Annotated in this window: 19 protein-coding genes; 13 read left to right on the forward strand and 6 right to left on the reverse strand. The window is 31.1% G+C overall.

Annotated features, from left to right (window positions below):
• Positions 1–279: 279 nt before the first annotated feature.
• Positions 280–468, reverse strand: coding sequence for a 2-hydroxymuconate tautomerase (locus tag AB1J10_RS01915; protein ID WP_046208325.1), 189 nt, complete (start codon positions 466–468; stop codon positions 280–282).
• A gap of 147 nt (positions 469–615) precedes the next feature.
• On the opposite strand from AB1J10_RS01915, the gene AB1J10_RS01920 reads away from it, so the two are divergent.
• Positions 616–1,887 carry a Y-family DNA polymerase gene (locus tag AB1J10_RS01920; RefSeq protein WP_070038103.1) on the forward strand — a complete coding sequence of 424 codons (1,272 nt, stop codon included), beginning with the start codon at positions 616–618 and terminating at the stop codon, positions 1,885–1,887.
• A 293-nt stretch (positions 1,888–2,180) separates the two neighbouring features.
• Here the strand turns inward: AB1J10_RS01920 and AB1J10_RS01925 are convergent, their stop codons facing one another.
• Entirely contained in the window at positions 2,181–3,044 is an 864-nt protein-coding gene (locus AB1J10_RS01925; protein ID WP_369003009.1) for an oxidoreductase, read from the reverse strand.
• A gap of 136 nt (positions 3,045–3,180) precedes the next feature.
• Here AB1J10_RS01925 and panD point away from each other — a divergent pair, with 136 nt between their 5' ends.
• The gene (gene panD / locus AB1J10_RS01930; protein ID WP_046208322.1) at positions 3,181–3,564 is read left to right on the forward strand and encodes an aspartate 1-decarboxylase; all 384 of its coding nucleotides are present in this window, start codon (positions 3,181–3,183) and stop codon (positions 3,562–3,564) included.
• A 298-nt stretch (positions 3,565–3,862) separates the two neighbouring features.
• Here the strand turns inward: panD and AB1J10_RS01935 are convergent, their stop codons facing one another.
• Positions 3,863–4,954 (reverse strand): prephenate dehydrogenase, encoded by a 1,092-nt coding sequence (locus AB1J10_RS01935; RefSeq protein ID WP_070038108.1) that lies wholly within the window; start codon positions 4,952–4,954, stop codon positions 3,863–3,865.
• A 717-nt stretch (positions 4,955–5,671) separates the two neighbouring features.
• On the opposite strand from AB1J10_RS01935, the gene AB1J10_RS01940 reads away from it, so the two are divergent.
• The 10 genes from AB1J10_RS01940 to AB1J10_RS01985 all read left to right on the forward strand — a co-directional run bounded on the left by AB1J10_RS01940 (position 5,672) and on the right by AB1J10_RS01985 (position 15,628).
• The gene (locus AB1J10_RS01940) at positions 5,672–7,081 is read left to right on the forward strand and encodes an anthranilate synthase component I (RefSeq protein WP_046208320.1); all 1,410 of its coding nucleotides are present in this window, start codon (positions 5,672–5,674) and stop codon (positions 7,079–7,081) included.
• Complete coding sequence (locus AB1J10_RS01945) at positions 7,078–7,674, forward strand: anthranilate synthase component II (RefSeq protein WP_070038111.1); 597 nt, start codon at positions 7,078–7,080, stop codon at positions 7,672–7,674. Before AB1J10_RS01940 ends, AB1J10_RS01945 begins: the two co-directional genes overlap by 4 nt.
• Positions 7,643–8,659, forward strand: coding sequence for an anthranilate phosphoribosyltransferase (gene trpD / locus AB1J10_RS01950; protein ID WP_107360294.1), 1,017 nt, complete (start codon positions 7,643–7,645; stop codon positions 8,657–8,659). Before AB1J10_RS01945 ends, trpD begins: the two co-directional genes overlap by 32 nt.
• Positions 8,643–9,425, forward strand: a complete 783-nt coding sequence (gene trpC, locus AB1J10_RS01955; protein ID WP_064208984.1) for an indole-3-glycerol phosphate synthase TrpC — start codon at positions 8,643–8,645, stop codon at positions 9,423–9,425. Before trpD ends, trpC begins: the two co-directional genes overlap by 17 nt.
• Positions 9,422–10,051, forward strand: coding sequence for a phosphoribosylanthranilate isomerase (locus AB1J10_RS01960; RefSeq protein WP_070038117.1), 630 nt, complete (start codon positions 9,422–9,424; stop codon positions 10,049–10,051). The genes trpC and AB1J10_RS01960 overlap by 4 nt, the downstream gene beginning before the upstream one ends.
• Positions 10,052–10,053: 2 nt before the next feature.
• A complete protein-coding gene (gene trpB / locus AB1J10_RS01965; protein ID WP_046208315.1) occupies positions 10,054–11,268 on the forward strand; it encodes a tryptophan synthase subunit beta in 1,215 nt (404 codons plus the stop codon).
• Complete coding sequence (trpA, locus tag AB1J10_RS01970) at positions 11,261–11,992, forward strand: tryptophan synthase subunit alpha (RefSeq protein WP_070038120.1); 732 nt, start codon at positions 11,261–11,263, stop codon at positions 11,990–11,992. The genes trpB and trpA overlap by 8 nt, the downstream gene beginning before the upstream one ends.
• A 132-nt stretch (positions 11,993–12,124) precedes the next feature.
• A complete protein-coding gene (locus AB1J10_RS01975) occupies positions 12,125–12,784 on the forward strand; it encodes a type 1 glutamine amidotransferase domain-containing protein (protein ID WP_070038123.1) in 660 nt (219 codons plus the stop codon).
• A 292-nt stretch (positions 12,785–13,076) separates the two neighbouring features.
• On the forward strand, positions 13,077–14,336 hold the full coding sequence (locus AB1J10_RS01980) for an aminoacyltransferase (protein ID WP_046208312.1): 1,260 nt from the start codon (positions 13,077–13,079) through the stop codon (positions 14,334–14,336).
• Between the two features lie 32 nt (positions 14,337–14,368).
• Positions 14,369–15,628, forward strand: a complete 1,260-nt coding sequence (locus AB1J10_RS01985; RefSeq protein WP_070038125.1) for an aminoacyltransferase — start codon at positions 14,369–14,371, stop codon at positions 15,626–15,628.
• Positions 15,629–16,034: 406 nt separating this feature from the next.
• Here the strand turns inward: AB1J10_RS01985 and AB1J10_RS01990 are convergent, their stop codons facing one another.
• Positions 16,035–16,556, reverse strand: coding sequence for a DUF308 domain-containing protein (locus tag AB1J10_RS01990; RefSeq protein WP_070038127.1), 522 nt, complete (start codon positions 16,554–16,556; stop codon positions 16,035–16,037).
• Positions 16,557–16,753: 197 nt separating this feature from the next.
• Between AB1J10_RS01990 and AB1J10_RS01995 the strand changes: the two genes are divergently transcribed.
• Complete coding sequence (locus tag AB1J10_RS01995; protein WP_070038128.1) at positions 16,754–17,950, forward strand: SAM-dependent methyltransferase; 1,197 nt, start codon at positions 16,754–16,756, stop codon at positions 17,948–17,950.
• A 937-nt stretch (positions 17,951–18,887) separates the two neighbouring features.
• Here the strand turns inward: AB1J10_RS01995 and AB1J10_RS02000 are convergent.
• Positions 18,888–19,643 carry a MerR family transcriptional regulator gene (locus tag AB1J10_RS02000; protein ID WP_070038130.1) on the reverse strand — a complete coding sequence of 252 codons (756 nt, stop codon included), beginning with the start codon at positions 19,641–19,643 and terminating at the stop codon, positions 18,888–18,890.
• A 181-nt stretch (positions 19,644–19,824) separates the two neighbouring features.
• Positions 19,825–20,175: a hypothetical protein gene (locus tag AB1J10_RS02005; protein WP_070038133.1), complete on the reverse strand. Its 351-nt coding sequence runs from the start codon at positions 20,173–20,175 to the stop codon at positions 19,825–19,827.
• Positions 20,176–20,194 lie beyond the last annotated feature (19 nt).

Below are 20,194 nucleotides of genomic sequence, written 5' to 3' on the forward strand. Positions count from 1 at the left end.
CAATGGATTAGTCCTTATTTATTTGAATGTTGCGATTTTGATTGTGCAGTTTGCCTAGGAATATGATTCGTGCCCATAGCCTCTTTTGCATATTTGTTTCCTCGGGTGTCAGCAAATGACCCAATTGCTTTAAGTGATGTAGTTGAAACAGTTTTATATGCCTACACATGATACGTTTCTCTAAGCATACCATTCATGTATAGTTAGATTTGGCAAAAGTAAAAAAACATCAATATCTATATGATGCAATAGATATTGATGTTTATGTTCGTATGTAAATTATTGTTGATCTGATTTTCTAATTCCTGCAACGCCATAATGAGAAGTTTTCATTTCTTCTATTACAACTTGTATAGCTTCTTTGTTTGCGCCTGTTGTTTTCTCTACTGCATTAGTAACTTCTGTGACTAAATTTTTTAGTTGTTCATCAGAGCGACCTTCTAACAATTTTACATTTACTATTGGCATTTAAATTCCTCCTTAAGCTATTTTTATATATTATAGCATGAAAATTCACAAAATTATAAAAATAATGATAAGAACAAACGTTCTTATTTAAGTTGAAATAGAACATTTGTTCTTGTATAATATAAGTGATTAGGGGAGGAATGTCATATGTATGAATTTTATGATTACAATCTGCTAGAGGAAAGAGATATATTGTGTATTGATCAGAAAAGTTTTTTTGCAAGTGTTTCTTGTATACAAAAAGGGCTAGATCCAATGAAAGAAAAGTTAGCAGTTGTTGCAGATACTAAGAGACAGGGATCAGTTGTATTAGCTGCTACGGGTCCACTAAAAGCTATAGGTATTAAAACAGGATCGAGATTATTCGAAATTCCTCATAGAAATGATATATATATTATCAATCCAAGCATGAGAAAATATTTGGAAGTTTCAGTAGCAATCTCTAAAATTGCTTTACGCTATGTCGCTCCGGAAGACTTACATCAATATAGCATTGATGAGTTCTTTATGGATGTAACAAATAGTTATCACAGATTTAGTAGTACAATTCAATCTTTTTGCAAAAAGCTACAATATGAAATTCTAGAAGAAACTGGTATACATTGTTCAATAGGAATTGGTTCAAATATGTTATTGAGTAAAGTTGCAATGGATATAGAAGCAAAACATACTAATAGTTTTATTGCTGAATGGAGATATCAAGATGTGCCACACAAACTTTGGCCTGTTTCACCATTGAGTAAATTTTGGGGAATTAGTAAAAAAACAGAAGCAAAAATGAATAAACGCGGTATTTTTACTATAGGAGATCTAGCGCGTTATCCATATCAATATTTAAAAAGGGATTTTGGTACAGTAGGTGTGGATTTACACTTGCATGCGAATGGTATTGATCAAAGTAGAATAAGAGACAAGTATAGTGTAGTTAATCCCTCGATTTGTAAAAGTCAAATATTGATGCGTGATTATCGTTATGAGGAAGCTAAAGTAGTGATGCAGGAGTTAATTGAGGATGTAGCGAGTCGTGTTAGAGCAAGAAATAAATTAGCTAAGACGATACATTTTTCATTTGGTTATAGTGATCATGGAGGGGTGCATAAGCAATACACATTAGAGGATCCAACTAATTTAGAAGGTACGATTTTCAAGGTAGTTGAATCTTTAGCTGACAAACTATGTGATTCAACAATGTTATATAGAACGGTGAGCATTTCACTCACACAGTTTATAGATGAGCGAAATACACAATTGAATTTATTTATAGATGAATACGAAAGAAAAAGAAATGAAAAATTGGCCAAAACGATTGACGCGTTACATCAAAAATTTGGTAAGGGTATCGTATCTAAAGCAATCTCTTATACAGACGCAGGTACAAAACATGGGCGTTTAGGGCTTATGGCCGGCCATAAAATGTGAAAAGGAATAATGATAAACTAAAGATTTAAAGTAGTTATAAATTAACTTCATTATCAATATGTGGAACGGGTATCATTTTAAATAAGCTTATATGGGGCGGCCCGTTCCAAAAATAATTATTAAATCAAATTGAGTGAGCGTTTAACGACACAATTTAAATCATATATCTATAACATCATTAACGAATTGTCTTGTCTATACTACGTAAGGATAAAATAAACACACACCCACCAAACTGTAAATATAATATCAGCATAAGAAGCATGTATAAAATAATAGGGTGCACATGCTTACTATGAATTATTTGAAAAAACATGATGTCTAGATAATAATAAAGCATAAATCGTATCTAGGTGCGGTGTCGTTAATTTATACTTTCGCGCTTGTCGATATAGAAAACCTTGTATTCCATCGATTTCTAATGGAGTATTTGCAAGTACATCATAATACATGCTTGTTCCCATATCATCTGGATAACCTTGATAAATTGTCATTATTTCATCAATAACATCCTCAGAAAATTTAATACCAGAGTGTTTAGCTATTATATAACCTTCTTTTAATAGTGATACACATAGCGAATAAATATGAGGTTGTTTGAGTATAGAAGCAGGCTGTATTCCAAGCGCAGTAACTGTATTGATTGCTAGATTTACTAATAGTTTATACCATATTTCCACTTCAATGTTTTTATGTAACACAAGTGAAAGTCCACTTGAAGCTAATGTTTTTTTCAATGACTCTGTGTTATCATCTCGTTGTAAGTGAAGTATCTCATCTCTAAAGTGAATCACGTGTTGATCAGTCTTTTGACCACTAATATAAGTTACAGCTTGATACATATTTGGGAAGGGGAGCTTAAAGTGTTGTCCATATCCATTTTGAGCTAATATAACAATAGTAGTATCTTGAGTTAAATGGTTAATTTGTTTATATAATCCATCTAAGTGTGGGATTTTAACAGCGATGAATATAATATCTAATGGTTCGGTAATGTCCGATGCTGTAACAACATTAAGTGTCATATTTACATTTTTCGAAGGATCTTGATAGGTAATGCACGCATTACGTCTACCAATTAAATAGACTTTATGTTCTGTTGCTAAAAGTTGAACTGTGATACAACTACCGACAGCGCCAGGACCAATAATACCTATTTTTTTTCATTTATAGTTGACCTCCGTTTATTTAGAAAATAAAATTATAATAGATATGCTTATGATAGTAATAAATAATAAAGTGTTAATCAACTAAAAATGTAAAATTAATTTTTTGAACAGGAGTATAAAACAAATGATAAAAACTATGATGAATGGAAAAATACATCGTGCACGTGTAACAGAAGCTAATCTTAATTATGTAGGAAGTATCACGATAGATCGCAATATTTTAGATGCGGTAGATATATTACCAAATGAGAAAGTTGCAATTGTGAATAATAACAATGGAGAAAGATTAGAAACCTATGTGATTGAAGGAGAACGTAATAGTGGAAAAATATGCCTAAATGGTGCAGCTGCTAGGCTTGTTCAAGTAAATGATATTATTATTATCATGTCTTATGTACAAGTTACAGCAGAAGAAGCATTAAATCATAGTCCAAAAGTTGCACTTATGAATGAAGATAATGAAATTATAGAGATGATACAAGAAGAAGAAGGGAAATTGATAAATTAAATATGTAGCACAGCGTTTGATATATTGGATAGTTTTAATTCAAATGCAATCGACAAAAGAACTAAATGATATGAGCCTAGCGCATGTTTTCTAATAAAACTTGCGCTAGGCTCATATTTGGTCATATACTAAAACGTTTTTATTTTGACATTGAACTAATTAATATTTAACAGCATTTAAATAAGTAACTGACTTAAATGTTTTTTCAAGATTTGCGTTTGTGCAAAGAAAAATTAAATTTAGCAATTACTTAACACAATCACAATGAAGTTATTAAATTATAAAGATAAGATAAAGTCTATTCAATATAAGTATCAAAGTCGCTTAATGCTTCAGCGCCTTTTTTTCGGTCTTCAGGATTTTTGAAGCTAATTCTTAATGCACCATAAATATCTTCACGAACTTCTAATATTCTTAAGTTGCTTATAGAAATATTATGTAAACTTAAGATGTGTGTTACTTGGCTGATCATACCTGGTTTGTCAGGAATATCTACATAAAGATCATACTCTATAGACAGTGCACCTTGTGATTTAAGTGGCAATTCATCTCTATATACTTTTGCGTCATTATAAAAATCATATAACGCCTCCGGTTTATTTTCTTCAACGAGCGTGATGACATCTTCCATTTGTGACTTCCATTCTTTTAATATATCAACGATGGTATTTTTATTTTCAATGGTAATATCACGCCACATAATTGGACTGCCACTTGCAATTCTTGTAATATCTCTAAAACCTCCAGCAGCAAGTGTCTTAACAAGTGAAGAGTGAGACGCATGGTTTGCATTTAAATGCACGAGACTCGATGCAATGATATGAGGGACATGACTAACAATGCCTGTTACAAAATCATGTTCTTTTGGATTGGTAGCAATAAATTTAGCATTTGTTGTACTAAGTAATAAACGTATTTCATCAAAAGCTTTATCATTTGCAGGTTCATCGTGAACTAAAACATAAAAAGCATTTTCAAATAAATGTTTCTTTGCATTGAGCACACCGGACTTATGGCTACCTGCCATTGGGTGACCACCAATTAAGTGGATATTGTGATTTAAAAGATATTGTTCATATTGCAAAATTGTCAATTTAGTACTGCCAGTATCAGTAACGATGACATTAGGCTTCGTTTGATAGTTTGGTAGTGCATGTAAATATTTGATTGTTTGTTGCACAGGCGTGGCATAAATAATAATATCTGCATTTTCTACACAGGCTTTATAATCACTAGATTGATAATCAATAATTCCAATAGATAAAGCCTTTTCTAGTTGAGAGCGATCTGCATCATATGCAGTAATTTCAATGTCATTGTGATAATATCTTAAATTACTGGCCAGACTACCACCAATTAAGCCTAAACCTACAAAAAGTATTTGTTTCATTTTGCTGACCACCTCTATCAAAATTTTCAGAATAGTAACATTGTATAGTAGGTGAAGTTAATTCGCAATACGTGTTTCAATTTCTATTTCATAAACAGAATTAACATATAAGGACACGATTTTAAAACACTTTTGATTCGAAACGATTTAACTAAAACAAAGGTTATATATTTAAAAAGGTTAGTCACTAATTAACTTTAAATAAATTGAAGAAATTTAAAATAAGAGTTGACAAAATTAAATGATACTTGTATTATTCTAGTTAATTCATTTTGCAACGATAGTTGCCGTTTGAAAGATAAAGTAACGTATATGATTTGTAGCAAGTAGAAAGCTAATGGCAGATGAAAATTAGCACAACATATATTGTGAATTGGGCTTTTAAACGTGAGGATAATATAATAGCATTTAAAGTGAGCAATGAAATTGTTAACTAAGGTGGCACCACGGTAACGCGTCCTTACAGCATGCGTTAGTGTGGTGTTTTTTTATAAAAAACAAAATGTAGTAAGTTGTGAATGGTAGCAAGCAGAAAGTTAGTGGTAGATGAAAACTAACACCTACACATACTGAAATTGGGTTTTGTTGGATTAAAATTGAATAATTAAATGAGTGAGTAGATGAAACTGATAATGTCTACTAATTTAGGTGGTACCGCGCATCAGCGTCCTTAATTAATATTTAAGGATGCTGATTTTTTTATGAGGAGGAATAAAAATGAAAGTACAATATCAAAGGATAAATGCTGAAGTAACACCAGAAGCATTGGCAAGATTGAAAAAACGAAAAATAGTATTGGAAAGTACAGAACAATCTAAAGTAAAAGGACGCTATTCAATTGTAATATTTGATGTGTACGGCGCCGTGACTTTAGATAATGAAAATATGGTCATTCAATACAATGATAGGCAAAATGAAATAGAAAACGAAGCACCATATGAAAAGTTGAAAGCTTTTATAGATCAATATAAAGCAGAAATAGAAGATGAAGATTTAGCACAATTACCGTTTGTATCGGGATTTGTTGGATCGTGTAGTTTTGACTTGGTAAGACATGAATTTCCTGTATTAAAGCAAATCGATTTAGCTGACCATAAACAACACGATGCTAAATTTTACATGGTAGAGGATGTATATGTATTTGATCATTACAAAGAGCATCTATATGTTATATCCACAAACTTGTTTTCAAATGAAAGTGAAGAACAATTAGCACGCCGTGTCAAACGTCATGTTGATGAGTTACAAGACGTAAATATATATCCTGCACCTATAAAAAATGACACAAAAGCAAAAGCAATTGAGTCAAATATTGCTCCTGATCAATTTAAAAAAACTGTTAGCGAAATGAAATCGCTGATACAACAAGGAGATATGTTTCAAGTTGTACCTTCAATTATATATAAGTACAAACATGATTTTGGAATGAATTTACAACAATTATCTTATCAGCTTTATCAAAATTTAAAGAGACAAAACCCAAGTCCTTATATGTATTATTTGAATTTTGATGAACCAATTATTGTAGGTAGTTCGCCTGAAAGTTTTGTCAAAGTGAAAGGACAAAATGTAGTAACAAACCCAATAGCTGGAACAATAAAACGGGGCGCGACTGACAAAGAAGATCTTGAAAATGAAAAACAGTTAATCAGCGATGAAAAAGAGATAAGCGAACATAGCATGCTTGTTGATTTAGGCAGAAATGATATTCATAGAGTAAGTGAAATTGCTAGTTCTAAAATTGAAAAATTAATGTCAATAGAACGCTATGAACATGTGATGCATATTGTGAGTGAGGTAACAGGAAAGCTGAAATCAAATTATTCACCGATGACTGTAATCGCAAGTTTATTACCAACGGGTACCGTATCCGGCGCACCTAAATTAAGAGCGATACAAAGAATATATGAAGCACAACCTCAAAAAAGAGGTGTATACAGTGGTGGTATAGGATATATCAACTGTAATCATGACCTAGATTTTGCCTTAGCGATTCGTACAATGATGATTGATGAAACGTATATCAATGTAGAAGCAGGATGTGGTGTCGTCTATGATTCAATACCTGAAAAAGAATTAGAAGAAACAAAATTAAAAGCCAAAAGTTTATTGGAGGTTACACCATGATATTAGTAGTGGATAATTACGATTCTTTTACGTATAACTTAGTCGATATTGTAGGAAAGACTTCTGATGTAATTATTAAATATCCAGACGATGCAGATATATTTGATTTAGAAATAGATGGTTTGGTTATATCACCTGGCCCTGGACATCCGCTAGATACTAACCATTTAGTCAATATTATTGAACATTATAAACATAAACCGATATTAGGCGTATGTCTGGGATCACAAGCATTGACATGTTACCACGGTGGAGATGTTATCCAGAGTAAAAAAATATGTCACGGAAAAAAAGATACAATGCAGATTGTAAGTGAGTCTAAACTATATCGAAATATTACAGAATATTCTGAAATAATGAGGTACCACTCATTGATTAGTGACCCAAAAACGTTACCAGATACACTAAAAATAACTGCTCAAACAAAAGATAGTATTCAATCATTTGAACATATTAATTATTTACATTTTGGTATTCAATATCACCCAGAATCTTTTGCGACAGAATATGGGGAAGCAATCATAAGTAACTTTTTAAATATAGTAGAGGAGGCCAATTATATTGAGTCTACAAAATCATATAAAACAGTATAAACCACTTGATCAAGCACAAATGAATGAATTTATAGAATTATTGATCACGGATCAATTAGAAATCGATACTAAAAGAGAACTGTTAGAAGCCTTTTCAGAGAGAGAACCGAGTCAAGCAGAATTAACATATATGTCGAAAAGTTTAATAGGATCTATGTACCCTGAACAACCAACTTATCCTAATAGTATGTGCGTTTGTGGGACTGGTGGAGATAAATCTAATAGCTTTAATATTTCAACAACAGTATCTTTTGTATTGGCTAGTGCAGGTGTTCCAGTGATTAAACATGGTAATAGAAGTGTTACGTCAGCTTCAGGGAGTACCGATTTATTAAATGCAATGTGTATTCCAACGCGAAATGTTGAGGAAACAGAAACGCATTTAAAAGCACAAGGGCTTGTTTTTTTAAATGCGACTGAAACATATCCAATTATGAAACATATTCAACCGTTAAGGAAAGCCATTAGTAATCCAACTATTTTTAACGTTACTGGACCACTCATTAATCCGTTCAAATTAGATTATCAAGTGATGGGTGTCTATGAATCTTCACAGTTAAATAAAATTGCTCAAACATTAGCTGATTTAGGTAGAAAGAGAGCAATCGTCTTACATGGGGCCAATGGTATGGATGAAGCTACATTATCCGGGGAAAACACACTATATGAAGTAACGAAAGATAAATATATTAAATCTTATACTATTAATGCGACAGATGTAGGATTAGATTATGCCCCAAATGCAGATTTAATAGGAGGAACTCCCCAGGAAAATTTAGAAATCACAAAACAAATATTAAATGGTAAAGATCAAAGCGCGAAAAGAGATGTGGTGCTATTGAACGCAGGCATTGCCTTATATGTTTCTGAAAAAGCTACCACCATTCAAGAAGGTGTTCATAAAGCAAAGATGCTGATTAAAAATGGAGATGCGCTCAAACAATACAACAAAATGGGAGGCAAAACGTATGACTATATTGGATGAAATCGTAGCTTATAAAAAGGAATTGTTACAAAGCGGTTATTATACAAAAAAATTATCTGACCTTAAGCAAATAGACATCACGCATAAACAAACGTTTGAATCACAGTTATCACAAGCTGATCAATTATCAGTAATTGCTGAGATAAAATCAAAAAGTCCGACATTATCTGAACTTCCAGGAAGAGATTTAACACAACAAGTTAGGGCGTATGAAGCATTTGGTGCTAATGCAGTTTCAATTTTAACAGACGAACATTATTTTGGCGGAAGTTACGAACGATTACAAACATTGACACAGGTCACAGATTTACCTGTATTGTGTAAAGATTTTGTAGTTGATCCTATTCAAATTGATGTTGCCAAAAAAGCAGGGGCGTCTATTATTTTACTCATTGTAAATGTATTAACCGACAAGCAGTTGAAAGAATTATATGATTACGCGACTTCAAAAAATTTAGAAGTTTTAGTAGAAGTTCATGATAAACAAGAGTTGGCACGTGCTTACAAGTTGAATCCCAAAATTATTGGTGTAAACAATAGAGATTTAAAACGATTTGTAACAGATGTTTTGCATACCAATGAAATTTTAGAAAATAAAAAAGCAGGTTATTATTATATTTCTGAGAGTGGCATACGTAATCAACAAGATGTATTAAACATTGTAAACGCAGGTATTGATGGTTTGCTTATTGGTGAATCTTTAATGAAATGCGATGATTTAAGTCAGTTTTTACCAAGTCTTAAGTTAGATAAGGTGAAAGGATGAAGTTGAAATTTTGTGGTTTTAAAACACTTGAAGATGTATATAAAGCAAAAGATTTAAATATTGATGCAATAGGTTTTATTCATTATCCCAACAGTAAACGTTATGTGGAAATTGATGAGATACAGGCATTTGCAAATTTAATACCAAAAGATAAAGACAAAGTAGTAATTGTAGTAAATCCAGATCATCAAACAATCAGTCATCTCATAGATAATACAAATATTACTACCATTCAATTACATGGAACAGAAAATTTAGAAACTATCCATTTTATACGTCAGAAAAAAAGTAATATAAAAATTATTAAAGCTTTGCCTGCAAAAAATGCAAATACATTAGCAAAAGACATACAATATTATAAAGATTTTGTTGATCAATTTATAATTGATACACCTTCAATTGCTTACGGTGGTACTGGCCAATCCTATGATTGGGGAATCTTAAAAGATATAAAAAATGTAGATTTTTTAATAGCTGGTGGAATGAATTATAAAAATATTCAAAGTATAAGTAAACTTAATTTAAATCACAATGGTTATGATATTGCAAGTGGTATCGAAACAAATGGTATAAAAGATAGCAATAAAATGCAAGCAATCATAGAACTTGTAAAAGGAGTTAATTAAATATGGTTAAAAACATACAGACAGAAGCAGATGAATTTGGATTTTTTGGTGATTTTGGTGGGCAATATGTCCCTGAAACGTTAATGCCAGCAATTCAAGAACTTAAACAAGCTTATGGAGAAGCTAAAATAGATCCTGAGTTTCAGAATGAACTGAATAATTATTTAAAAGATTATGTGGGAAGAGAGACACCGTTAACATATGCAGCATCATATACAAAAGCGCTAGGTGGCGCAAAAATATATTTAAAAAGAGAAGATTTAAATCATACCGGTGCTCACAAAATTAATAACGCCTTGGGTCAAGCACTTTTAGCTAAAAGAATGGGCAAAAATAAATTAGTTGCAGAAACAGGTGCAGGGCAGCATGGTGTTGCTAGTGCGACAGCAGCGGCATTGTTTGATATGGAACTCGTAGTGTTTATGGGTGAAGAAGATATCAAAAGACAAGAATTAAATGTATTTAGAATGGAATTACTTGGTGCAAAAGTTGAACCCGTAACGGAAGGTCAGGGGACGTTATCTGATGCAGTTAATAAGGCACTACAATATTGGGTGAGTCATGTAGACGATACACATTATTTATTAGGGTCTGCTTTAGGTCCAGATCCATTTCCAACTATCGTGAGAGATTTCCAAAAAGTTATAGGTAATGAAATCAAAGATCAAATCAAAGTTAAGGAAGGACGTTTACCAGATGCGATGGTTGCATGCGTAGGTGGAGGTTCAAATGCAATTGGTACATTTTACCCATTTATTCAAGATGATGTGGCGCTATATGGTGTTGAAGCAGCAGGTGAGGGCATTGACAGTGACAAACATGCACTCGCAATAAATAAAGGACAAGAAGGTATTTTACATGGTACGAAAATGTATTTAATACAAGATGAAAATGGACAGATAGAATTAGCACATTCAATTTCAGCTGGGTTAGATTATCCGGGTGTAGGACCGGAACATTCATATTATCATGATATAGGTAGAGTTAAATATGCAACTGCTAGCGATAAACAAGCTATGGATGCCTTAGTGAAATTCACTCAGGCAGAAGGTATTATACCTGCGATAGAAAGTGCACACGCACTTAGTTTTGTAGAAGCGTTAGCACCATCTATGGATAAAGATCAAATCATTGTTGTTACTGTGTCAGGGCGCGGTGATAAAGATATGGAAACAATTAGAAATTACATGAGACAAGGTGGGGAAAGTAATGCATAAATTATTTATTCCCTATATCATGGGGAACAAAAATTTTATTGAAAACATGAAAATATTAAGTGACTCAGGCGCGGATATTATTGAAATAGGGGTGCCATTTTCAGATCCAGTAGCTGATGGACCAGTGATTATGGAAGCCGGTAATAAAGCCATACAACAAGGTGTGAATATCACATATATTTTTGATGAACTGATTGCACATCGTGATGCTATAAACAGTCAATATGTACTTATGACGTATATCAATATCATTAATCATTATGGAGAAGACGCTTTTTTTGACGCATGTGAGAAAGCTGGTGTATATGGCTTAATAATACCTGATTTGCCACATGAACTTGTCCAACAATTAAAAAATAGACATCCTCACCGTAAAGTTAATATTATTTCATTAGTTGCTATGACAACATCTGATGAACGCATCAATCAAATTGCTGAAAATGCGGAAGGGTTTATCTACACAGTTACAATGAATGCGACAACAGGAGAAAATGGAAAGTTCCATCCAGAGCTGAAACGAAAAATTGAAAAAATTAAAAACAAAGCGCATGTACCTGTAGTGGCAGGTTTTGGTATCCGAACTAAAGCTCATGTTAATGATATTAGCGAAGTAGCTGATGGCGTAGTCATCGGTAGTGAAATTGTTAAACGGTTTGAACAAGATCAAAATGCATCAACAATCGCATATCTAAAATCTATTAGAACAGCGTTAGATGATGTATAAATTAACGGTTGATGTGTAAAGTTTATTTTAGGTGGGTATTGTTTGAAATAGATAGTCAATATCGAAACACAGAATTGAATTCTAACTGAGTTCAAGTAGATAAAAACCTAAATAAATGAAGAGGTGACAATCGTGAATAAAAAAGTTTTATTTATTATAACAAGTAGAGCACAATATGAAGACGGTACACCAACAGGATTATGGTTAGAGGAAGCAAGTGAACCGCATCATATTTTAACGGAAGCAGGTATCGACGTAGATATCGTTTCAATTGAGGGTGGAGAAATTCCTTTAGATCCAAATTCAACTCAAAATGATGAATTAACGAAATACGCACAATTTGTAGAAAAAATTAGTGATGTGCCAAATATAGATCACATTAATGTTTCAGAATATGATGCAGTATACCTACCAGGAGGTCACGGTACAGTATTTGATTTCGCGCATAATCAAAAATTAACGAATATATTGTCTGATTTTAAAGATGAAGGCAAATTTATCAGTTCTGTATGTCATGGTCCAAGTGCATTTGTCGGTGCAAAAGACAAAAATGGTAAATATCTTGTAGAAGGTGTTACTTTAACATCCTTTACAGATAATGAAGAGCGTACGATGAGACTAGAAAATAAAGTGCCATTTTTAACGCAAACAGAGTTAGAGCAACAAGGCGCTAAATTTGTTCCAAAAGATAACTTCACAGAACATGTTGAAACAGATAACCAATTCATCACTGGCCAAAATCCTCAATCTAGTGTAGCAATCGGTGAAGCACTAAAAGATGCCTTAAAATAGCTAGTCTTTAAAAACCAGGTGATTTTAGATAACCTAAACTGCTAACAAGTATAAAACTTGTTAGTAGTTTTTATTTTTTCATAATTTAATTAAGATTTGTGTTTAAATAGTTATTCTTTGTTAAAATAAAAGTAATGCTATAATAAAGCAACACATAAATTATAAGTAAATTGTAGCATTTAGTAATTCTAACTAGGGTATCGATTTAGTTTTATAATTGAATATTGTATAATAATTAAGATTAAAGTTTAAACTCGAAATAAAGTACTATAGACAAATAGGAGTATATAAAATGAAATTTACGAATTTAACTGCAAAAGAGTTTGGTGCATTTGTTGACCATATGCCCAACAGTCATTTTACACAAATGGTAGGGAATTATGAGTTGAAAATTGCAGAAGGTACAGAAACGCATTTGGTAGGCGTGAAAAATAATGAAAATGAAGTTATAGCAGCCTGCTTATTAACTGCTGTACCGGTTATGAAAATATTCAAATATTTTTATACAAATCGTGGACCGGTGATTGATTTCGAAAATAAAGAACTTGTCCATTATTTTTTCAATGAATTAGCTAAATATGTGAAAAAACATAATGCATTGTATTTAAGAGTAGATCCATACCTTGCATATCAATATCGAAATCATGATGGAGATGTATTAGAAAATGCTGGTCATGATTGGATTTTCGATAAAATGAAGCAACTTGGATATAAACATCAAGGGTTTTTAACTGGTTTTGATCCAATTATTCAAATAAGATTCCACTCTGTTTTAGATTTAAAAGATAAGACAGCAAAAGATGTCCTAAATGATATGGATAGTTTGCGTAAACGTAATACAAAAAAAGTTCAAAAAAATGGTGTGAAAGTCAGATTCTTAGGCGAAGATGAATTACCAATTTTCCGTTCGTTTATGGAAGATACTTCAGAATCGAAAGATTTTGATGATAGAGAAGACAGCTTCTATTACAATAGACTGAAGTATTATAAGAATCGTGTATTAGTGCCATTAGCTTATATGGATTTTGAAGCATACATCGATGAACTCAAGTCAGAGCGTGAAGTGTTAAGTAAAGATATTAACAAAGCGCTTAAAGATATAGAAAAACGTCCAGAAAATAAAAAAGCATATAATAAAAAAGAAAATTTAGAAAAACAACTTATTGCAAATCAACAAAAGATTGATGAAGCTAAATCATTACAAGAACAACACGGTAATGAATTACCAATTTCAGCAGCATTCTTTATCGTCAATCCATACGAAGTAGTGTATTATGCGGGAGGAACATCTAACGAGTTTAGACATTTTGCAGGAAGCTATGCAATACAATGGAAAATGATTAATTATGCAATCGATAATAATATCGATAGATATAACTTCTATGGCATTAGTGGTGATTTTTCGGAAGAAGCAGAAGATGCAGGTGTTGTGAAGTTTAAAAAAGGATTCAACGCTGATGTAGTTGAATATGTTGGTGATTTTATAAAACCAATCAATAAGCCAATGTACAAAATTTATACAATGTTAAAGGGATTAAAAGATAAAAAGTAATACGTATTATATTTAGAAAGGAACTAGCTATAATGAAATTTACAGAGTTAACTGTCAAAGAATTTGACAATTTTGTACAAAATCCAGCATTAGAGAGTCATTACTTTCAAGTAAAAGAAAATATAGCTACTAGAGAAGAAGATGGTTTTCAAGTTGTTTTATTAGGCTTAAAAGATGATGATAATCAAGTTATCGCAGCTAGTCTTTTCTCTAAAATCCCAACTATGGGAAGCTATGTTTATTATTCAAACCGTGGTCCAGTCATGGATTATAAAGATTTAGGTTTAGTTGATTTCTATTTACGTGAATTAGATACTTATCTTCAAAAACAAAATTGCTTATATGTAAAAATGGATCCTTATTGGATATACCAAATTTATGATAAAGATATTCATCCAATGGCTGATCATCAAGAAAATGATGCGCTTGTTAATTTATTTAAATCTCATGGATATACGCATCATGGGTTTACAACAGAATATGATACATCAAGTCAGGTTAGATGGATGGGTGTGCTTAATTTAGATGGTAAAACACCTGTGTCATTAAAAAAACAGTTTGATAGTCAAAGAAAACGAAATATAAATAAAGCTATTAATTTCGGCGTGAGAGTAAGATTTTTAGAAAGAGAAGAATTTGATATCTTTTTATCACTTTATCGTGAAACTGAAAAACGTGCTGGTTTTGTATCCAAAACGGATGAATATTTCTATAATTTCATAGATAATTATGGGGATAAAGCTTTGATTCCTCTAGCTTATATTGATTTAGATGAATATGTTACGCATACACAAGAAAGTATTAATGAAAAAGAAGCACGTAGAGATCAAATGATGCAAAATGAGAATAAATCTGACAAGCAATTGAAAAAAATTGCTGAAATCGATAAACAAATTGAACATGATAAAAAAGAATTATTACATGCGAGTGAATTAAGACAGACAGATGGCTCAATCTTAAATCTTGCAGCAGGCGTATATTTTGCTAATGCATATGAAGTGAATTACTTCTCAGGTGGGTCATCTGAGAAATACAATCAATATATGGGGCCATATATGATGCATTGGTTTATGATTAATTATTGTTTTGATCACGGATATGGTCGTTATAATTTCTATGGCTTATCTGGTGACTTCACTGAAAATAGTGAAGACTATGGTGTTTACCGATTTAAGCGTGGTTTCGGTGTACAAATCGAAGAATTAATTGGTGATTTTTATAAACCAATCAAAAAAACAAAATATAAGTTATTCAATACGCTTAACAATATTAGGAAAAAAATTAAAAAATAAAAAATAAAAAATAAAAAAGAAAGCATACTGGTATATAAGCCCTAAGCCAGTATGCTTTCTTATGTTCAAAAAAGGCAGCGACATAATGTATTCGCCGAACCTCATTTTATTTTGGCAATAGATGACTGAACTGAAGCTCTGATAAACCCTAATAATTTTTCAATTCTAGTCATTTTTGCCGCGGCTGAAAATTAGATTTCTGCCAACTCCTTTTATGTGGATAATCATGCGATGTCTATTCTGGTTGTTTCCACATTTTTAGTATATAACTCACTCATAAGAAGCGCAATATTATTTTATTCTATAATTGAAATAGTAAATTCTTATATTATATTATTAATTTATTATAATTTTAAAATGTGCTTACTATACATTTACATTTTAAATACGTTTTTAAAAGAATAAATTAACGTAAGGCGTCTATGAGATAAGTTATTCCAATAATAAAGAAAACTGCGCTCATAAATACAGCGATAATAACAGCAGCGATCAATGGATTAAATAATAATATTACACCCAATATAATTTCTATAATATTTAATAAGATAGATACCATATGAAATCGTTTGTTTGAACCTTCTGCGGGTGTAATTGTAAACAAATTTAAAACTGCATTAATAATAAACCATATAGCAAATAAGTAAACAATAAATGTCGTACTTGTTACTACATTAAATAATATAAGCATGCCGATGATGATGTTGATAATACCTAAGACAATCAGCAAATTTGAACCCTTTTGCGTAGCTTGTTTCATAATGCGTCTCACAAAAATTTCAATGAAACCGTTAATAACGAATAAAATACCTATTAGCCAAGTAATAGCAAATAAATTTTCTTCAGGAAAACTAATGATAAAAACACCTATAATCAAGAAGAAAACACCAATTAATAAACTGGACCATCTAATTCCCGTTTTTTGTTGCATGTTTTACACTCCAATCTTAATAACATTTACCCGTAATGAAAGAATTCAACACTTTGGTAAATCATAATAATGTTATGTTAACAAAAACGAATAACAAAGTAATCTGTTTTGTTTGATTTAATCAATATTTAGGTCCAATGTATAAGATATAGGGTTTTAAAATAAATATTCATTTTACGTTAGGGAGTGTTTGATTAATGGATATTTCGATTCAAAAATCAATTTATAAAAAAATACTAAAAAATTTAGCTACTGAACCGTTTAGTCTAACGTTTTGGGATGGTTCAGTGGTAAATTATAACGATGGAGTTGCTAAATTCCATTTAATTTTTAACAAACCGCTAAATAAAAAACTGCTAAAAACAAATCCCATGATTGCATTAGCTGAAGGCTATATGGATAAAGATATTGAAGTCGATGGGGATTTAGAATATATTATGGAATCCATTTTTTCACAACAAAGAAGTTTTATAAATAAACCTAAGCAAAAGCATGTGCATTCTCGAAAAAAATATAAAAATACTAAAAAAATTGCTAAAGAAAATGCTTCATTTCATTATGACTTAGGTAATGATTTTTATCGCTTATGGTTAGATAAAACGATGAATTATTCATGTGCATATTTTAAAACGAAAGCAGATTCGTTATATACCGCTCAAGTTAACAAGATTAACCATATATTAAAAAAGTTAAATTTACAGTCTGGCCAGAGTTTATTGGATATTGGATCTGGATGGGGACATCTTATTATTGAAGCTGCAAAACAATATAATGTTCAAACATTAGGTATTACATTAAGTGAGGAACAATATATCAAAACAAAAGAGCGCATAAAGGCTGAAGGTTTGATCGGCCAGGTGGATGTTAAGTTAATGGATTATAGAGAACTTATTAATGAAAAAAGAACTTTTGATCGAATTGTAAGTGTAGGCATGTTAGAACATGTTGGGCATGATCATATTCCTATATTCATGGAAAATACACATAAGCTATTGAACGATGGCGGTGTGGCATTGTTACATTGTATTACTGGACTTGTTGAAGTAGAAGGTAACGACTTTCTCACTAAATATATTTTCCCCGGAGGTGCAATTCCTTCAATAAGAGCATTAGTTGACAATATGTCACAGAATAACTTGAAAATTATAGATGTAGAAAGCTTAAGAAGGCATTACACTTTAACTTTACGTAACTGGGCAGAAAATTTTGAAGCAAATATAGATAAAGTACGCGAACAATTTGATGAGCGATTTATAAGAATGTGGCGTTTGTATTTAAATGCATGTGCGGCAAACTTCACATGTGGTGTTTCCGATTTGCATCAATTTTTAATCACAAAAGGTGTTAATAATGAACTTCCAATGACAAGAGATTATTTATACTGTGATAATTAATACAAAAATTTTGATAAATGGTGTTGAAACTTAATTTTCTGTTTTAATACCATTTATATTTATATAGTACTTAAAGTAATCGGCATTTATAGTTTACTTTATTTATGTTATGTAAACTATAAATATTATAGGTTTAATTAAAAACCATACAGTTATAGATTATTGCGAGTAATGTTTGATAGCATTCTCGCTTATATTTTTTAAAATTGTAATTATTTTAATAAAGCTATATCATTTTGAAACGCTGAGAAGTTGATTTTTGAACGTTGAACTTTGTTTTTGTGTATCAATGTAGATATGATTGCAAATGAGCGAACAAAAATTTGTTTATAAATATGTTATCGGTATTTAGATCTCTACAGTAAGATTATAAAAATTATATATTGAGCATTGCTGTTGAAAAATTAAGAGCAAATGAATGAAACTAAATACATATAATGATGATGACTAACATAGACATATTGAAATTGTTGTTAATGTATGTTTTCAATTCATTTTAAACGTAAAGTTTTTGATGATTTATCAAAGCTGAATTAAGCAATACTTGGACTTTAATAAAGTAAGTGATAAATATCTTTTAAATAAGAAGAAAATCGGCATACATATTTCAGTTAGCATTTTAGTTTACATAATATATATTATAGGAAGTTATGTATATTTTGATATAGGGCACCTATTTTGCATTAATTTATATTTTAGTTTCTGTTTAAATTAGATTATGAGTTATATTAATACTGTATTCATGACTGTAAATATCAAACGACCATGTGTTTTTATAGCCAGTAAGTTAGATTGTATGTTAAATATTTGCTGTAAATCTATAATTTATTATTGTTGATTTTGACGTAGTTATTTAACGTAATTAACAGATAATGTCATATAAAATATATGCCTTTATCAAATCGTAATTTTTTTGATTTAATAAAGGCGTATATGATTATTGATTGTTCTTTACATAAACTTCAATTGAGTCTTTAATGAATTGAGCGGTGCCAGCTCCAAATTTATCTATATTTACTTTGAATCGTTCGTCTTCAACATACATATGACCTAAACGTTCAAAGATGTCTAGTGTGTAATCAAAATTTATGTTTGAATTTAGATAATCAAACCAATTTTGCACATTTGATTGGACTTCAGCAGATTCTGGCGATTGGCTTTTTAAATTGGCAAAAGTTGAAAAGATATCATTCATTTCTTTAGTTTTCACAACTTTTTCTTTATCTGACCACGCGTTGATATGTTGGTTTGCTTTCGTAACGGTAGAATCGCCCCACTTTTTACGTGCTTCTTCATCATAGCTTTTGGGTAAATTGTCAAAATTAAAACCCTTGAATTTTTCTTCATTTGTCATAGTTATTTCTCCCCTCATATAGCGTAACGTTTGATCGATTGTTTGAATCATTTGATCGGTTCGATTTTTTCGATCTATAAGCAATTGTTTGTGCATTTTTAAGGCTTCTTGTCTATCAAAGGATGGGCTAGCAATGATTGATTTAATTTTTTTAAGAGGAAAATCTAGCTCTCTAAAAAATAATATTTGTTGTAGTTTATCTAAGTCTGCTTCTGAATATAGCCGATACCCTGATTTAGACAGTTTGGTAGGATTTAATAAATGAATTTCATCATAATAATGTAACGTACGCACACTGATACCTACTAAATCTGCAATCTGTTTAACTGTCATTTGCATTTAATTTACCTCCTTATATAATAACTATAATCTTTAACGGAACGTTAGGGTCAATAATAACTTTTTACATAATTTATAGCAGTATAAAAAAAGTCCCTGAGACAAAATATGTCTGGGACTTTTAACCATATTAGTTGACGCAATTATTATGGGATTAATTTTCTATGTTATATTTAAATAATTATTTTCTTCTTTTAAACTCATGTGCTTCGTCTTCAGGTGAGATACCACGTTTTCGCATTTCTTTAAGCGCCTTTTTTTCTCGACGTTTACGTCTAAAGTCACGTGTGAAATACCAAATTAAAAAGCTCATGATTAAACTTAGTACCGCCATAAATGCAGCAAAACCTAATAATGGCTCGTAAGTAATATTTTCGAAATTAGGTATTAAGAATGCAGCAATAGCTAAAATTACAAATGTTAAAATAGCTGATGTAAACCATTTATTTAAAACAAGTGTACAGAATAATGTAACTATTATAACAGCTACCACTGTAATCCATAAAAAATTGGGTAAATCAAAAATAGTCATTTATAGCGCTCCTTATAAA

It is taken from the genome of Staphylococcus cohnii species complex 1663 (genome assembly GCF_041008415.1).
GTDB lineage: Bacteria > Bacillota > Bacilli > Staphylococcales > Staphylococcaceae > Staphylococcus > Staphylococcus ureilyticus.

Excerpts from the sequence above, each read along its gene's own strand:
- AB1J10_RS01940 (WP_046208320.1), top strand. The coding sequence starts at position 5,672 with ATGAAAGTACAATATCAAAGGATAAATGCTGAAGTAACACCAGAAGCA.
- trpA (WP_070038120.1), top strand. The coding sequence starts at position 11,261 with ATGCATAAATTATTTATTCCCTATATCATGGGGAACAAAAATTTTATT.
- AB1J10_RS01915 (WP_046208325.1), bottom strand. The coding sequence starts at position 468 with ATGCCAATAGTAAATGTAAAATTGTTAGAAGGTCGCTCTGATGAACAA.
- trpC (WP_064208984.1), top strand. The coding sequence starts at position 8,643 with ATGACTATATTGGATGAAATCGTAGCTTATAAAAAGGAATTGTTACAA.
- AB1J10_RS01945 (WP_070038111.1), top strand. The coding sequence starts at position 7,078 with ATGATATTAGTAGTGGATAATTACGATTCTTTTACGTATAACTTAGTC.
- AB1J10_RS01990 (WP_070038127.1), bottom strand. The coding sequence starts at position 16,556 with ATGCAACAAAAAACGGGAATTAGATGGTCCAGTTTATTAATTGGTGTT.
- trpB (WP_046208315.1), top strand. The coding sequence starts at position 10,054 with ATGGTTAAAAACATACAGACAGAAGCAGATGAATTTGGATTTTTTGGT.
- AB1J10_RS01995 (WP_070038128.1), top strand. The coding sequence starts at position 16,754 with ATGGATATTTCGATTCAAAAATCAATTTATAAAAAAATACTAAAAAAT.
- AB1J10_RS01960 (WP_070038117.1), top strand. The coding sequence starts at position 9,422 with ATGAAGTTGAAATTTTGTGGTTTTAAAACACTTGAAGATGTATATAAA.
- AB1J10_RS01920 (WP_070038103.1), top strand. The coding sequence starts at position 616 with ATGTATGAATTTTATGATTACAATCTGCTAGAGGAAAGAGATATATTG.
- AB1J10_RS02000 (WP_070038130.1), bottom strand. The coding sequence starts at position 19,643 with ATGCAAATGACAGTTAAACAGATTGCAGATTTAGTAGGTATCAGTGTG.
- panD (WP_046208322.1), top strand. The coding sequence starts at position 3,181 with ATGATAAAAACTATGATGAATGGAAAAATACATCGTGCACGTGTAACA.
- AB1J10_RS01935 (WP_070038108.1), bottom strand. The coding sequence starts at position 4,954 with ATGAAACAAATACTTTTTGTAGGTTTAGGCTTAATTGGTGGTAGTCTG.
- AB1J10_RS01980 (WP_046208312.1), top strand. The coding sequence starts at position 13,077 with ATGAAATTTACGAATTTAACTGCAAAAGAGTTTGGTGCATTTGTTGAC.
- AB1J10_RS01985 (WP_070038125.1), top strand. The coding sequence starts at position 14,369 with ATGAAATTTACAGAGTTAACTGTCAAAGAATTTGACAATTTTGTACAA.
- AB1J10_RS02005 (WP_070038133.1), bottom strand. The coding sequence starts at position 20,175 with ATGACTATTTTTGATTTACCCAATTTTTTATGGATTACAGTGGTAGCT.